The organism is Acaryochloris sp. IP29b_bin.148 (assembly GCF_028285565.1).
Taxonomy (GTDB): Bacteria; Cyanobacteriota; Cyanobacteriia; order Thermosynechococcales; family Thermosynechococcaceae; genus Acaryochloris.
Map to the genome: position 1 here is coordinate 1 of NZ_JANQOY010000244.1, position 14564 is coordinate 14564.

Below are 14564 nucleotides of genomic sequence, written 5' to 3' on the forward strand. Positions count from 1 at the left end.
GTAGTACGTCCCAAGGGTTGGGCTGTTCGCCCATTAAAGCGGTACGTGAGCTGGGTTCAGAACGTCGTGAGACAGTTCGGTCCATATCCGGTGTAGGCGTAAGAGCATTGAGAGGATCCCTCCTTAGTACGAGAGGACCGGGAGGGACGCACCGCTGGTGTACCTGTTATCGTGCCAACGGTAAACGCAGGGTAGCCAAGTGCGGAGCGGATAACCGCTGAAAGCATCTAAGTGGGAAGCCCACCTCAAGATGAGTGCTCTCATGGCATAAGCCAGTAAGGTCACGGGAAGACGACCCGTTAATAGGCGGCAGATGGAAGCGTGGTAACACGTGCAGTCGAGCCGTACTAATAGACCGAGGGCTTGACCTCATGATTTGTTGGTTGTTTGACAGAATTTAGCTATGCAGTCTTCAGGGTTTTAACCCTAATAGTCTTCCTGGTGCTTATTGCACGGTGGACCCACTCCGATCCATCCCGAACTCGGTTGTGAAACGCTGTAGCGGCGAAGATACTTGGGGGGTAGCCCCCTGGAAAAATAGCTCGGTGCCAGGTTAATATTCGAGGTAGACCTTCTCATTTGAGGGGGTCTACCTTTTTTGTTAGGAAAGTTTGCTGTGGATTCTGGTTTGCCAGCTTGAAATCGGTCAGACTCAATCAAATTGATGGGGATATGCCCTATGCCTGAACAGTTCTCTCAAAATGTTGCTAAGGGGATTAAGGAAGAGTCTTCTTCCGCTCCTCGATTGGTCTCCTTAAACGCGAAATCGTCTGAAGGCCAGCCTAGTGAGGCTAATGTTCTTGGAAAACGAGAATGGTGGGCGCAACGATGGGTTGATGTACTAGAGTCCTTTGGTTGGCGTCGACGATTAGAACGGGCTCGTAACTACGTTCGTGAAGGTCGGGTACTGAAATTGGAATTCAACGGTCCCAAGGTCGTTGCACGGGTTCAAGGAACTGCCGAACAACCTTATAAGGTTTCCTTAGCACTTGACTCGTTTACGGATGAACAGTGGGGATTTGTGATTGAAGAGATGTCTCAGCGGGCTATCTTTGCAGCAAAACTTCTCGCTGGCGAAATGCCCCAAAATATTGAGGAGGCTTTTACTGCGAGTGGTCTAAGCTTATTCCCTTTTAGTAAGTTTGATATCCATAGTCGATGCTCTTGCCCTGATCCTGTTAATCCTTGTAAGCATATTGGGGCTGTGTACTATTTACTAGGTGATTACTTTAGTCAAGATCCTTTTATTTTGCTGCAGCTTCGAGGACGAACCAAGCAAAGCATTGTAGAAGACTTACGACAGATGAGGAGTGTAGGCTCTGAGAGTGAAGAAGATGAGCCTAAAAATGCCGATGTCCCCCAAGCTTTGGCATTTCAAGTTAAACCCAACTTTTGGCGTTATGACCAGCAGTTGGATCCCTCTTTGGTGGTCATTACGCCGCCACCCACTAGTGAAACGGTTTTGGATGTATTGGGTCCCCTGCCATTACCTTCTGCGGGTAAAACGGGAGGCGATCCTCTGATTAGTGATTGTTTGCGAACGATTTATCAAAGGGTCAGTCAGAGTGCCATGATGAAGGCAATGTTGAGCCGGGAGAGCGAATAAATGACGGAACCAGCCAGTGCAACGCCGAGTTGGTTTGTCCGTAAAGATATCGATGGTTTTTTTGGATTAGCGATTGATAATATTGTCCAAATCTTATTGATTGTAGGTTTATGTCAGGGTGTCCTGGGGTTTGGTGCGGATTTGGTCTATGGCCGAATCCTTCCAGGCGTTGCCCTGAGTTTGATCTTAGGAAATGTCTACTACAGTTGGTTGGCCTATCGGCAAGGACTGAGAGAGGGACGAGATGACTTAACAGCACTTCCCTATGGCATCAATACTGTTAGCCTGTTTGCCTACATATTTTTGGTCATGCTGCCTGTCAAGTTAGATGCTCTGGCATCAGGGATGGCCCCTCCTCAAGCAGCTGAGATTGCTTGGCAAGCAGGGTTAGTGGCCTGTTTAGGCTCTGGATTGATTGAATTAGCAGGTGCTTGGATTGGCAATCGACTGAGGCAGGTAGCGCCTCGGGCAGCAATGCTCTCAACCTTGGGGGGGATTGCGTTAACGTTCATTGCTATAGGGTTTTTGCTGCGTACTTTTGCAAATCCCATTGTGGGCTTGCTGCCGTTGGGAGTGATTCTGTTGACTTACTTTGGTCAGGTTGATTTTGGCCTTCCAGGAGGGTTGTTGTCGGTTTTATTGGGGATGGTGCTTGCTTGGGCCACTGGATTTGTTCAATGGGATCCGGCGGTGTTTGAACAAGCGATGCAACCCTTAGGTTTTTATCTTCCAAAGTTTTGGATGGGATCGATTTGGGAGCAAGCTGGTGTGTTGAGTAAATATTTCAGCATCATTTTGCCAATGGGATTATTTAATTTGGTGGGCAGCTTGCAAAATCTGGAGAGTGCAGAGGCAGCAGGTGATCGGTATCCTACCGCTCCTTGCTTGGCTGCTAATGGTATCGGAACGTTAGTGGCTGCGGTATGTGGCTCTTGTTTTCCCACAACAATCTATATTGGCCACCCCGGTTGGAAGGATATGGGCGCTCGGGTTGGCTATTCATGGCTCAATGGTTTGGTTATGGGGATTTTGTGCTTAAGCGGCACGCTGGGGGTGATTACTTATTTGGTGCCTATTGATGCGGGTATGGCGATTGTGCTTTGGATTGGCATCGTGATTGTGGCTCAGGGCTTTACTGCAACGCCTAAAGCTCATGCACCAGCAGTGGTGGTTGGATTAATGCCAGGAATTGCTGCATGGGGGGCATTGATGGCCAAAAATAGTATGCGTGTTGCTGGAGTCGGCACACCTGAACAGCCTTTTCAACCAGAAGTTTTAGTGGAAAATTTTAAGATGAGCGATACGTTCATTGAGGGAGCGTTTGCTCTAGAGCAAGGCGTTATTCTGCTGGCAATGATTTTAGCTGCCATTACGGTCTATATCATTGAGCAGAAATTTGGCCTAGCGGCTCTTTGGGCCTTAGGGGCATCCATTTTAGCTTGGGTTGGACTCATTCATAGTTTTGCTTGGACCCCAACGGATACAGTGGTGAACTTGGGATGGGGAACTGGAAGAGATTGGGCTTTGAGTTATTTGTTGTTGGCAATTTTGTTCGTTTTTGCAGCTTGGTTGCATAAACGCAACAAGCAGAACCAGATCATTTAGGTTCCTTTGGAGAGTGAGAGTTTAGATTTGCGGTGGAAGGTGTTGTATGGCAGCTTATTCAAAAAACTCTTTGCCTGGTTGGAGTTGGGGTAGAGTCCATTGAATAATTCGTGCCATAGAGTACCACAATGATAGGGGAAAATAGAGGTAAGAGTAGATTCGGGTGAAAGGATAGTCAAGCTTTGCAAATTACCTTTTTAGGTACGAGTTCTGGTGTACCTACGCGATCGCGCAATGTATCTAGTATGGCTCTCCGGCTAGCCCAACGCGCAGAGATATGGCTATTTGATTGTGGTGAAGGCACTCAACATCAACTGCTGCGTAGTGACTTAAAAAGCAGCCAGATTAGGCGCATTTTTATTACTCATATGCATGGGGACCATATTTTTGGCTTGATGGGATTGTTGGCGAGTTGCGGCTTGGCGGGTAATACAGAGCGCATTGATATTTATGGTCCGCCTGGATTGGAGGATTATTTGCAAGCGTGCCGACGATACTCACAAACGCATTTCTCTTATCCTATTCAAGTGCATACCGTTCGCCCTGGTGTGGTCTTTTCTGACCCAGACTATTCTGTTATCTGTGCTCCTCTAAAGCATCGGGTCCCTGCCTTTGGCTATCGGATACAAGAATGCGATCGCCCTGGTCGCTTCGATACCCATAAAGCGGAAAGTCTTGGCATTCCTGCAGGTCCACTTTATGGACGTCTGAAACGAGGAGAAGACATAACCTTACCTGATGGACGAACCTTCACTGGACATGAGTTTTGTGGCCCTTCTGAAGTGGGCCGTAAAATTGCCTACTGCACAGATACAATTTATTGTCCAGAAGCTGTTGAACTATCAATGGATGCAGATGTTGTGATTCACGAGGCAACCTTTGCTCATCAAGAAGCCGAGTTAGCTTATCAGAGACTACATTCAACTTCCACAATGGCAGCTCAAGTTGCTCAAGCTGCAGGGGCTAAAAAGCTGTTCCTCACGCATTTTAGCCCTCGCTATGCACCGAATAGCTCCACTGCCTTACAAGATTTATTGCTCGAAGCCAGTGCGATTTTTCCTCATACCGAACTTGCTCATGATTTTCTTCACTACTCAGTTCCTCGTCGCACGTTTTCAGCAGGATAAATGTTATTTCATGTGCAGCTGAAAAGCCTAAGCATACTCTTGGATCTAACGGATTTGCCTCTGCAAACTGGGATGCAAAATGAGTCTTTTCTCATTTTCTTCACTTTTTAAATTTATGCTCAGAGTCTGAAGGAGTTCTAAAGAAACTTCGATTTTCTCACTTTGAAGGAGGTATTAGAAGTGAAGCTCAAACTCATCCCTGTATTGCTAACTTTAGGACTGGCTACGTTATTAGGTGCTTGTGAGACGGTTAGTGAAAATCCAACACAACCTGGGAGCCAAGTTGATGCTCCTCAAGGTGGTGCTGAGTTAGAAGACACTGAAAGTCCCAACTATCCACCTGCTCCCGATGCAGATACTGATGTGACTGCACCTGATGCTTCTGACATTCCTGCTATTCCTGACGCTGAGGCTCCTGATGCTGAGGTGCCTGCCATTCCAGATGCATCTGAATCTACTGATGCAACTGATCCTCAAGCTCCTTAGGAATAACATCACTCCTTTCCCATTCAGCTGTCTTCAACCGAAGAACGGCTGAATGGTCTATTTAGAGGAATCATAGTGCCTGAATGAAGGTAACTTAAAACGATCAAAGATTGCCGAACGAAGAAATTACACATTTGCTGAAAAACCTGGATCACTACGTACAGCGCAAATGTGAAAAAACGGTGAGCTTAGATCTACAAAAAATCACTCTAGAACAAAAAGTCAATGAACTAATTTAAGGAGTACTTATGAATACTCAGAAGTATTTATCAACCCTAAGATTCTTCCCCACATTACTTGGTGTCACAAGCATCAGTGTTTTGGCCAGTTTACCTGCGCTTGCCAGCCAATCCTCACTGTTGACGGCTAACAAAGCGAGCAATACACTGGAGCACTTGTTAGCAGAGGCTGATGCAACTGTCGAAGCTGATAGCCAGCTTGTCGATAGTTCTGCGACTGAAGGAACGGCGCCTGCTGCCAGTGATACTCCATCTGTTGACTCAGCAGACACCGACGCTGCAGAAAATTCTGTTGCAGAAGGAGGTGCTGAAGAACCCACTGAGACGCCAGCTGCAAGCGATACGCCGGCTACTATTGACCCAGCAGATGCTGCTGCTACCGATGCTGCAGAAGGGGGTGCTGAACAACCGCCTGTGCTGAAAGCTCCTACTGCAACCCCGCCTGTCGCAGGTCCTGAAGGTGAGTCTCCACAAGTGGCTGAGCCCACCGAGACGCCTGGTACAAGCGATGCGCCAGCTGCTATTGACCCAGCAGATGCTGCTGCTACCGATGCTGCAGAAGGCGGTGCTGAGAAGCCTGCTGCAAGCGATGCGCCAGCTGCTGTTGACCCAGCAGATGCTGCTGCTACTGATGCTGCAGAAGGGGGTGCTGAACAACCGCCTGTACTGAAAGCTCCCACAGCGACTCCTCCTACCGTCACTCCTCCCACTGACACACCGCCTGTCGCAGATCCTGAAGGTGGGGCTTCACAATCGCCTGAACCTACAGGTGTAACGCCTGCTACTCCAGCTGAGGAAGCTGCACCTGAAGGGGCAGTGCCTGCAGAGCAGCCTGCTAGTAGTACCCCTGCTGCTTCACCTACCGCAGAGGATCTAAAACCCGAAGCTGGAGCTGAACCGGAAGCACAGTCTAATATCTCTGACACAGAGCTTAAACAGTTTGCAACTGCTATTCCTCAGTTGAGTAGTGTTGAACAAAACACTAAAGGGGAAATTACCCAGATCATTGGACAATCTGGGCTGAGCCAAGATAAGTTCAATGCTCTGTACAATGGTCAGCAAGCCAATGCGCCGGCTGTAGAAGCTACGGATCAGGAAAAGCAGTCTTTTGAGCAGGCAATGACTAAGATTCAAGCCATTGAACAAAAGGGACAAGCTGAGCAAGAGCAAATTATTCGCTCTCAAGGGTTGGAACCGCAGCGGTTTAGCCAAATCTTGGCAGCTGTTCGTCAGGATCAGGATCTGAGAACTAAAGTTCAACAGATGTTGCAAACGAATTAGAGCCTTACAGTGGTTCTAAAATGAGTGTGACAGTCGATTCTTGATAAGAAAACATTACGACACGTCCAGTTTGTCGTAATGTTTTCTATATGGGGCATCGGCAAACAGGTTAGATCATCCCATTCAATTTCAATGGGAGGAATAAAGATATGAAACTTCTACTGGTCGAGGATGATGAGCGAATTGCAGAAGCGCTGGCAGAGGATCTAACAGATCAGCATTATGCAGTGGACATTGCCCATGATGGTGAAATGGGTTGGGAACTATTAGAAGCCTTTACCTATGACTTGATTTTGTTGGATGTCATGCTACCTAAAATGGATGGTTTGACTTTCTGTCGGCAGTTGAGAGCCCAAGGTTCCAATATTCCGGTTTTGATGCTAACGGCTCGGGATACAACGTCCAATAAAGTAGATGGATTAGATGCCGGGGCTGATGATTATGTGGTTAAACCTTGTGAATTAGAGGAAATCTCAGCCAGAATTCGAGCGCTGTTACGTCGAGGTCCCATGACGTCTCCTCCTATTTTGGAATGGGAAGACTTACGGTTGAATCCTAATACCTGTGAGGTTTTTTTCGGTGAGGAACTGCTTGCCTTAACGCCTAAAGAATACAGCTTGCTGGAGCTGTTTTTAAGAAATAAACGTCGAGTCTTTAGTCGAGCCCAAATTTTAGAGCATTTGTGGGCGTATGAGGTTTTGCCAGAAGAAGATACAGTGAAAGCCCATATAAAAGGGTTAAGGCATAAGTTAAAAGGGGCAGGGGCTCCAAGTGATTTAATTCAAACGGTCTATGGTTTTGGCTATCGTCTTAAACAGGTTTCGTAATCCTCTATTTCAGGGCTTACGCTGGCGTTTATTGCTGTCTTACTTACTGGTAATGGCAGCAATTTTGACCGTTTTTAGCGTCCAAGTCTATGTGTTTGTGAGCCGTAGATTGTATGCACAAATTGATGCTGAGCTGCAGACCTTAGCCCAATCAGCAGCGCTATCTCTTTCTGAGATTACAAAAGAGGGAAAGCCCTATCTAGACAAAGTAGATAAGGTGCCTTGGCGAGATATTTTCAACCGCGATCGCCATAGTTTGGAGTGGTTTACGGCGGACGGTAGATTGCTAGCCCGTAAAGGAGCGATTACGCTTCATTTACCACCCAAGTTAAGAGAACAAAATATTGTTGTTCGAGTGATTCCAGAGCACAAAGCGTTTCAGGTGCGAGCCTACACTATCTCTGTGCATAGTGATGCAGATACATTACGCCGCCCTGTGCTGGTGGGCTACATTCGGGCTAGTCAATCGATTGCCCCTGTGGAAAAAGCTCAATACAGGCTGCTTTGGGGCTTAGGTGTGGGTGGGACCATTGCCTTAGGACTGGTAGGGATTGGTGGGTTGTGGCTTACGGAGTATTCTCTGAAGCCTGTCGAACAAAGCTTTTTAAGATTGAAGCAGTTTACAGCGGATGCTTCTCATGAGCTACGCACTCCTCTGACTGTTATCAAAACCTCTGTGGAGGTGATGATGAATCATCCAGAGAGAATTCATCCTAAAGATGCCAAGAAGCTAGCTGCTATTTCTAGTGCGACTGCTCAAATGAATCGATTAGTCGAGGATTTGTTATTTCTGGCTCGTACAGATACGTCTGTCCCGACTGCCAGACGAGAGTGGACAAGAGTTGCCTTAGACGAAGTGCTCAGGGATTTAATAGATTTTTTGGAACCTTCTGCCCAGGCTAAGGAAATTAATCTGGTGAGTCAAGGTATTGTGCCGATGACGCTTGTGGGGGACGCAATGCAGTTGGCTAGATTGTTCTCAAATCTTCTCCGAAATGCAGTCCTTTATACACCTTCTGGCGGAACCGTGACTTTATCAGTTAACCGCGCTAACTACGCTACCGTCATTAGTGTGGAAGATACAGGAATTGGTATTTCCAAAGAACAAATTCCCTTTATCTTCAATCGATTTTATCGAGTTGATAAGTCCAGAGCGCGTCAGCAAGGCGGATTAGGTTTAGGCTTAGCTATTGCTCAGTCTATTGCCCAGCTCCACAAAGGTAAGATTACGATTCAAAGCCAGGTAGGAGTAGGGAGTTGCTTCAAGGTATATCTACCCACTGTGCAATGGGAAAGAATGGAAATGTCTTCTCCTTCTCCTATTCAACTCGTCCCGAAAAGTACTTATGCGCATTCGAAAGCAGACTAAGTCACTCCTATTTGGGCTCAACCTATTTCTGAGATACTTCTATGTATACAAGTAAAAAGGTTCCGGCCAACGCACGAATAAGGGGGGTAGATTATCCCGAATTCAGGTTTAGTTGTGTGAGTCAAATTGTAAGAATGGGTTGAGTAACGTTGTGGATTGGTTGAAAAGCTGCATCTTTGGTCGACTAGCTGGATTAAGCTATCAAATCAAGAAAGTCGCAGAGTCGCAGAGATTTAATAGTCACAAAAAAGTTCAGACTGTTTGATCAGTTGTTGGAGTTCATCGCATTCCATACCCTGAATCGCCATTGCTAAGCCAGTATGAACAAGGGCCAGTCTTTGTCTGGCTTCCGGGCCTAGATCTTCTGCTGCTTCTTCTGCACAGTCTAAGATCGTTGCTGTCATGGTCAAGTTATCAAAGGTAACTGCTAATGCTTCGGCTAATAGGCTGGTTAACATCATTTCCCCGCTTTTTTCCTGAGTTCTCTTTTATCATCTGCTAAAGTGATTCAGATTGAAACAGGATTATCACGGATTTACCGTCCTAGGGTATCCCCAATTCCTAGTGGTTTCTCCTGATAGCAATATTACTGAGCTTGGGCTTAGTGGAGGGCGGCGTTTCTCGTGGTTTTCCCGGAGAAAAGAAAATAACTAGAAAATGTTGAATATTGCTTTGTACGAGTTTTTGTAAGTAAGGTGAAATAAGGTGTGTTGCGGAATGGGCGCTCGAATCTAGCCATTGAATTTAGCAAAGAGAGCAGTCATTCTAGAGTGATTGTGCAATTAGCTGGCTATGACTAGCATATGATCTTGGAATAGAGGTACTGTCCAACGTCTATTGAAAAACTTTATTCTGGCAGGGGTTCCTAAAATTTTACTGAGTGTGAGGAGGATCAGCCAATCGAAAAAGCTTCTGGAATATGGGTGACTTAATTTCAGTGTCTCTATCTTGGTAAAACCCGATAGAGATAAGGCTTGTGTAAGGGCTTTTTCTGATGGCACTGAAATATGACCTACATGGCTTAAGTATGTCCAGGTAGGTCCAGCAGCTTTGGCGGTCATACTGGTTGAATTACCCGTTAAAATCGCTAATTTTCCATTCTGTTTGAGAAATGATTTGGCAATTTCAATTTCTTCTTTTGGGTTTGGGAGATGTTCAAAAACATCAAAATAAGTAATGTAGTCCATTGATTGTTTGGGAAATGGACTGTTTGCTAAGGTGCCTTGATGGGTGTTGATGGACTGATCTTCTAGTAACTGCAGTGCGAGTGAACCCGGTTCAACACCAAATTTATCCCAAGATTCATCGAGCGATCTTAGAAATTGACCACTATTACATCCAACATCACATATAGTCATGGGCTTAGCTTTTGGATTAATTAATTTTTCTATTGTCTTATAGAAAGGAAGATTACCCTGAAAGTCTTGGTCCCTAGATACGTAAGCTGAAGGAGCTTGGGTATAAGCATTTAAAATATCAACTTCGTCAGACATCCGAAAATCATTGGCAATAATGGATTGACATGATATGCATTTCCCAGAGCTGAGTGTTGGTGATTTTTCAGATTTAAGATGTGCAGATAGATTGATCTCATCATAAGCACAGCTTAATGGTTCTGATCTAAAAGGTTTTAATGCTCCACCACAATAAACACATCTATGGAATAACATAAAAATATTTTTTTAAGGATATACTACGATAGATTTAGATGTCTCATCATTTGGATGGATAAAGTTTTTTGGATAACTATTAGCTAAATCATGAGGTTTCTATTGAGAAGTTTAGCTTCTTGAATATTCTGGGTATGTAAGGCATGTATTAGAAATTGTGAAACATTCAATAATTTATGAAGTCGCTAAAGCGGCGTAATAATTCCAAAGTACTCTAAGAAAGATTTTATGATTCGTCCTGAAGTATATTTTATGGATATTATTACGCCCAAAATGAAATTATCTGCCAACATTAGTTGTCCCCAAAACCCTCCCCAAATATATCGATAGGAATAGGGGGTAAATAAGCATCTAAAAAGTCCTTGAAGAGTATCACAACGCTGTCTAGAACGTTTAAATTCTGTGTCATGCTGAGCTGAAAAAATAATAGATTTAGGTGCGATGACTAATGAAAAACCGTTTCGTCTTGCATTAGCTGATAGGAGAGTATCTGCGAAGTAGTGAGGCACTAAATGTGGGACTAAGAAATTAGGATTTGCTGCTTCGACTGGAAACAAGACAAAGCGACCGTTTAATGAGTCTACTTGGTATGGCTCCTTAGGTAAAGACTTGCAAGGCTTTTCACAGTAAGGGTTAGAAAAGGGTAAGGCTCCATTTTTGTAGAGAAAACCAGCATTTTCGATGATGCGATCGCGGCTGGTAACACTAATAGAAGAGATAACTGCTTTTGGATACTTTGACAAAAGTTCAACAATCTCTAAGAAACTCGTAGACTCTGCTAGAATATCATGATTCATTAAAAGAATATGAGTTGGATTAAATGATTTTGCTTGGGTGAATAGGAACTGAACCGCTGCACTCCAATAAAAATGGGAAGGTACTTTGAAGATTTTGAAGTCTCCTTGCCAGTAACCATTAATATTTATTGGTACTCCACTATTTGTTATGAGTAAAGTACATATAATGTTTTGATCTCTACACCATGCCCGTACGTGAGTATCGATAGATTTCAATGCATTAACTAATTCCTGGCTAGGGTTGTGAGCAGGAATACAAATCACTAAGTTTTGAATGCAGTGGTTTGAGCTTGAGATCATTTGAAAATATACTCATAGCTTGCGAAAGATAGAATCTGACTGTAGAATCACACCTGTTATAGGATCTTGTAAATTTTCTACCGATCCAGCATATTCAAACCCCCAGCTTTGAAGAATTGAATAGATATCCTTAAATAAAGGTTGACCTTCATATAACGCTTTGAAAGAAGTCTCAATAATTAATACGCTTGATCTACGCACTAAACTTTCACCACCCCTAAGCACTTTTTCTTCAAATCCTTGAACATCAATTTTGAGCATAATTGGTGAGGGGAGAGTGCATTGAGATGCGAAATTGTCTAAAGTGTCAACTTGAACTTTGATGGTATTAGTTTGAACAGCGTAATTAAATAATGTTATGTGAGATTTGCTGAGTGGTAAGAAAGAAGAACAAGCGGGAAATTCGTTCCTTTCAAACTCCATTTCACCAACAATAGTTCCTAGGGCTGTATTAAAAGCATGAATATTTGAGATTCCGCGTGTCCGGGCTTTAAGGGTTTCAAAACAGTCAGGAACAGGTTCAAATGAATAAATTTGAGCTGATGGGAAAAGTGCATGAAAAGCAATTGCAGACTGGCCAACGTTTGCTCCGATATCAAAAATCGCTTGCAGATTTAAGTCTTTAATCCACTTTTGGCCATATCGAGAGTATTGAGAAGCAGTAACTCCCTTACGTCTCAGCATTAGTAATTCAGGATACTGTAAATACTTACTTGCAGAGTGAAGGATAGTAGAGATTTTCATGCCTAAAAGGAATTTGATGGAAAATTAAACAGTAAACGAATTTAGACTTGATTTGTAAACAATATTATTACAGACAGTAAGTTAACTCATTAGTGAGTATATCTACCATCTCTTGTATTCTGACTTCCCATGTCCCTATCTCTAACAAACGTTCATAGTTGCTATTGACTAGGTCTTGATAACTATTAATAGTATTAAGAATGCCTAACAGTTGCTGAAAAGGATTTTTCATATCAACTTCTATTACTGGATTATATCCAAATATTTCTAGTAGCTCTCCAGGGCATTTCCCCACTATTAAACACTTGGAGGCCATAGATTCAAAGTATCTATGAGTAACGGTTTCTACACCTTGGGCTTTTTCTGGATGAGTGAGAGCTGCGGGGAAACAGAGACATATCTTGCTATCTGCAAAGCCTTCAATGAGTTGCTGAGTTGTGGGAAATAAAATTTCACTAGCCTTTTCCTCGTATAAATGTTTATACCCATACTGAGAGCAATAATTGACAATGGATTTATGATATAGAGAATACCTTCTGCCTAGTTCCAGAATATCAATATTCCGATGCTTAAGCTTCTTCTGAGGAAGATAATCATCTGAGTAGGTTGCCTCTGGGAGCCATTTGCAATACATTTGAGAGTTGATTGAAGAAAAGTGTAAAGCTGCTTGTTTTGATGTGAAGAAAGCTGCTTTCACCTTATTCTTAATAAAGAAAGATTGCCATGCTGGCCATGTGCTTGGCCAACAGTCATAACAATATGGGATGATTTCATTCCAATAACAAATGGGAAATATACGGTAGATTCTTCCTACTCCCATGAGAACCACTATATATGCTTTGCGCTTGGACAAATTGGGTAACCTAAACAGTAAACCACTCTTCTTGGCAACTCTTGACACGAATCTGATTAACCAGAAATTTTGATGGTCAGAAGAGCTTGTTAGCTTCAGTAATAAATGAGACTCAACACTAGCAACAACGTATTCACTCAAGAATGGTTCAACAGAAGAAGTTAAACAACGCAAGCACTTGTTATTTAGAGCCATGTTTAATCAGAGAAAGCAGCCATTTGATTTAAAGAATACTCATTTAAAAGAAATTAGACTAGGAAAGCTTTAATCTATTTTTTTGCAATAAAATTATAAATTTTCCCATTCATGGTTGGATTATTCTCGCTTACTGGTATAAGCTCACCATTAAAGTTTAAGCTGTATACGGAAAAACCAAATTCTTGAATACCGTTGATCAGATCTTCAGCTGAGCACCCAAAGGTAGCTAATGTGCTATTGCAGCCTTCAAATAGTAGAGTAGGAGGGGATGGAGAACTTAAGAGTTTTGTGGCGCCCTTAAACACTAACTCTTCGGCACCTTCAACATCGACTTTAATAAAATCAACTTTACTGATGTTATTATGCTGTATGAATGCATCTAAAGAGATTAATTCAATAGTTTGCCAATGAGTAATTGATTGGTATAGATGCTCCGTTTCCATCAGTGAGTTCATTGCACCATCTTTAGAAATGGCGAATTTAGACTGACCACTATGATCGGAAACAGCTTTTTCAATAACTTCAACATTGTCACATGAATTAATGCTTAAATTGCGATGCAAAATTTCCAATTCAGCTTTTCCTGGCTCAAAGGCGTAGATGTTACCTGACTTTCCTGCTTTTCGAGAGGCAATAAGTGAATATAATCCGCCATTAGCACCAATATCAAAAACTACACTGCCTTCTTGAATTGAGCGTTCAAAGAAACTTAACTCTTGAACTTCAAAATTATTTCTATATAAATTGCAGCCAACAGCAGTATTTAATGGATAAGAAAATTTGGCACCATTAGCAAGGGTGAAAATATGAACTTCATTGGGATTGGATTTGACTTTTATTCGCCAAATATAAGTTTTTATTCGCCGTATGATCTTAATGATTAGTAGTTTAATGTTCATTCTTGCTTGCTATAGAAAAGTTTTTTTGATTGGCTAAATTGGTGGTTAGAACTTTTTATAGGGTACAACTAAAGCAGTATAGGATAGATGAAGATTGATTTTTGACAATAGCCTTTGGAATACATACTCTAGACGGCTACTATATTCATTCACTCTCTTAAAAGACTACAGCTTGTAGGAAGCTGGTTAGTTTCCCTATCTGCTCTATTTCACTAGTCGATACACTGTTGAATGATCCCTTTGAAGATGGAAAAGTCATCATAATACTTTGAGTGGAGTCATTCTTTGTGTACAAAGCACCAGAGTTGTTAGAGACATTGCACTAATTGTCTAGTATGCCCAGGCTCAAACATCTAATAGAACGCTTCTTTGGTATGAGTGTTGAGATTGTCACCAGTCGACAGTAGTGTACTTGAAATATAAACTATCTTGGGAGCATGTCACCTTTGCATTCCAATTAAGCCATTGAGATAAGCACACCGATGTGCAAGCACTTGCGGGACATTGCTTTCATTCCACTGCGCCCCTGAAATTTTGACTCTGCGACTAATCTGTTTGATAGC

At 43.1% G+C, this 14564-nt stretch carries 13 protein-coding genes, 2 rRNA genes and 1 pseudogene; 9 read left to right on the plus strand and 7 right to left on the minus strand.

Annotation, left to right across the window (positions count from 1 at the left end; genetic code table 11):
- The 9 genes from Q0986_RS22200 to Q0986_RS22240 all read left to right on the plus strand — a co-directional run.
- Positions 1-371, plus strand: a 23S ribosomal RNA gene (locus tag Q0986_RS22200); the annotation flags it as partial.
- Between the two features lie 66 nt (positions 372-437).
- Positions 438-554: ribosomal RNA gene (gene rrf, locus Q0986_RS22205) — 5S ribosomal RNA — on the plus strand.
- A gap of 125 nt (positions 555-679) precedes the next feature.
- Positions 680-1606: a metal-binding protein gene (locus Q0986_RS22210; protein ID WP_299416216.1), complete on the plus strand. Its 927-nt coding sequence runs from the start codon at positions 680-682 to the stop codon at positions 1604-1606.
- Entirely contained in the window at positions 1607-3211 is a 1605-nt protein-coding gene (locus tag Q0986_RS22215; protein ID WP_299416219.1) for an NCS2 family permease, read from the plus strand. It abuts the gene before it with no gap.
- A gap of 182 nt (positions 3212-3393) precedes the next feature.
- Entirely contained in the window at positions 3394-4338 is a 945-nt protein-coding gene (locus Q0986_RS22220) for a ribonuclease Z (RefSeq protein WP_299416222.1), read from the plus strand.
- A gap of 180 nt (positions 4339-4518) precedes the next feature.
- The gene (locus Q0986_RS22225; RefSeq protein ID WP_299416225.1) at positions 4519-4824 is read left to right on the plus strand and encodes a hypothetical protein; all 306 of its coding nucleotides are present in this window, start codon (positions 4519-4521) and stop codon (positions 4822-4824) included.
- A gap of 248 nt (positions 4825-5072) precedes the next feature.
- On the plus strand, positions 5073-6344 hold the full coding sequence (locus Q0986_RS22230) for a DUF4168 domain-containing protein (RefSeq protein WP_299416228.1): 1272 nt from the start codon (positions 5073-5075) through the stop codon (positions 6342-6344).
- 149 nt (positions 6345-6493) lie between these two features.
- Complete coding sequence (locus tag Q0986_RS22235; protein ID WP_299416236.1) at positions 6494-7171, plus strand: response regulator transcription factor; 678 nt, start codon at positions 6494-6496, stop codon at positions 7169-7171.
- Positions 7137-8540, plus strand: a complete 1404-nt coding sequence (locus tag Q0986_RS22240; protein WP_299416239.1) for an ATP-binding protein — start codon at positions 7137-7139, stop codon at positions 8538-8540. Before Q0986_RS22235 ends, Q0986_RS22240 begins: the two co-directional genes overlap by 35 nt.
- A 233-nt stretch (positions 8541-8773) precedes the next feature.
- Here Q0986_RS22240 and Q0986_RS22245 read toward each other — a convergent pair whose 3' ends face one another.
- The 7 genes and pseudogenes from Q0986_RS22245 to Q0986_RS22275 all read right to left on the minus strand — a co-directional run.
- Complete coding sequence (locus Q0986_RS22245) at positions 8774-8998, minus strand: hypothetical protein (protein WP_299416263.1); 225 nt, start codon at positions 8996-8998, stop codon at positions 8774-8776.
- A 324-nt stretch (positions 8999-9322) separates the two neighbouring features.
- Positions 9323-10033: a class I SAM-dependent methyltransferase gene (locus Q0986_RS22250; RefSeq protein WP_299416243.1), complete on the minus strand. Its 711-nt coding sequence runs from the start codon at positions 10031-10033 to the stop codon at positions 9323-9325.
- A 362-nt stretch (positions 10034-10395) separates the two neighbouring features.
- Positions 10396-11307 (minus strand): hypothetical protein, encoded by a 912-nt coding sequence (locus Q0986_RS22255; RefSeq protein ID WP_299416247.1) that lies wholly within the window; start codon positions 11305-11307, stop codon positions 10396-10398.
- 12 nt (positions 11308-11319) lie between these two features.
- Positions 11320-12051 carry an FkbM family methyltransferase gene (locus tag Q0986_RS22260; protein ID WP_299416252.1) on the minus strand — a complete coding sequence of 244 codons (732 nt, stop codon included), beginning with the start codon at positions 12049-12051 and terminating at the stop codon, positions 11320-11322.
- Positions 12052-12118: 67 nt separating this feature from the next.
- On the minus strand, positions 12119-12904 hold the full coding sequence (locus Q0986_RS22265; RefSeq protein ID WP_299416255.1) for a hypothetical protein: 786 nt from the start codon (positions 12902-12904) through the stop codon (positions 12119-12121).
- A gap of 269 nt (positions 12905-13173) precedes the next feature.
- Positions 13174-14001 (minus strand): FkbM family methyltransferase, encoded by an 828-nt coding sequence (locus Q0986_RS22270; RefSeq protein ID WP_299416259.1) that lies wholly within the window; start codon positions 13999-14001, stop codon positions 13174-13176.
- A gap of 440 nt (positions 14002-14441) precedes the next feature.
- Positions 14442-14564 (minus strand): annotated as a pseudogene (locus tag Q0986_RS22275) (ISKra4 family transposase); the annotation flags it as partial.